General features: G+C 67.4%; 2 protein-coding genes. Both read left to right on the plus strand.

Annotation, left to right across the window (positions count from 1 at the left end):
• On the plus strand, positions 1 to 586 hold a 586-nt coding region (locus tag ACWD4P_RS38170), incomplete at its 5' end, for a DUF5819 family protein (protein ID WP_449782814.1).
• A partial coding sequence (locus ACWD4P_RS38175; protein ID WP_449782815.1) for an HTTM domain-containing protein occupies positions 583 to 1,544 on the plus strand: 962 nt, incomplete at its 3' end. The genes ACWD4P_RS38170 and ACWD4P_RS38175, both read left to right, overlap by 4 nt.

Consider the following 1,544-nt stretch of genomic DNA (forward strand, 5'->3'; position numbering starts at 1 on the left):
GCAGAACTGGAAGCTGTTCGCGCCGAACCCGCTCCAGCAGAACATCGCGGTGCAGGCCCGCGCGGAGGTCCGTACGGCCGACGGCGGTACGCGTACGACCGGCTGGTACGACCTGTCCGCACGGGACGGCGCCGACATCGACGGGAATCTGCTGCCCAGCCATACGCAGCAGAACGAGTTGCGCCGGGCCTGGGACTTCTATGTGTCCGCGCACGACAGTGAGAATCGCCCGAACGGTCTGCGCGGCCAGCTCTCCGAGCGCTACATCCGCCGCATCGCCGTCCTGCGGCTGTGCCACGAGGACGGGCTGACGGCCGACGGCAAGACGGCCGCCGGTAAGCAGCCCACCATCGCCCGCGTCCAGGTCCGCTCGCGGACCACCAACGTGGCGCCGCCCGCGTGGAGCGACGAGAAAGTGGATTCCAAGCCCCTCTACCGGGAGGTTCCCTGGTGGACGGTGACGTTCGCGGACAGGGCACTCGACAGCAACAGCAACAGCAACAGCAACAGCCAGAGCCAGGGACAGGGCCAAAACGGCAACAGCACGCGCGCGCGTGCTGCCGCTGACGGGACGGATGCCCGGTGAACCGCATCGACCGCGTCACCGGGTCCGCCCTCGGGCCCTACCAGAGCGCAGTGATCCGAATCGGCTTCTCCGCGACCTGGCTGCTGTTCCTGCTGCGCGAGTTCCCCAACCGCCACGAGCTGTACGGGCCCGACGGGCCGTGGAGCTGGGACATGGCACAGCAGCTCATCGCCGGTAACGGCGCCTTCACCGCTCTGATGTGGTCGGACAGCCGCGTCTGGTTCGAGATCGTCTACGCCGCCGCAGTCGTGACCAGCGCGCTTCTGATGCTGGGCTGGCGCACCCGGACCATGTCCGTCCTGTTCATGATCGGCGTGCTCTCACTGCAGAACCGCAGCATCTTCATGGGCGACGGCGGCGACAACGTCATCCATCTGATGTCGATCTATCTGGTGTTCACACGGTGCGGACAGGTCTGGTCGCTGGACGCGCGGCGAGCGGCACGCGCGCGTGAGCACTTTGCGCGTGAGGACGACATCGGGCCGACCGACGTCGTGGGTCCGTTGCTGTGGTGGCTCGCGGGGCTCGGGCTCTCCGCGATCACGTTCATGGGGGTCGTAAGCGGGGGCTGGCTGGTCGTGTTCTGGGGGCTGTGGGCCGTGCAGGGCCTGTGGTGGGCGGTGAACCGGAGGGACCCGTACAGCGAGCCCCGGCAGCTGCTCGACGTGATCGCGAACCTCGCGCACAACGCCGCGCTTCTCGTGATCATGGCGGAGGCATGTCTGATCTACGCGACCGCCGGCTGGTACAAGATCCAGGGCAGTCGTTGGCAGGACGGGACGGCGGTCTATTACCCGCTCCACCTGGACTACTTCTCGCCCTGGCCGGCCCTCGGTGATCTGCTCGCCTCGCACGGGCTGATGGTGATGCTCGTGTCGTACGGGACGGTCGCCGTACAGGTCGCCTTCCCGTTCACGCTGTTCAACCGGCGCGTCAAGAACGTCCTGCTGGTCGCCAT

Source organism: Kitasatospora sp. NPDC002543 (genome assembly GCF_053594915.1).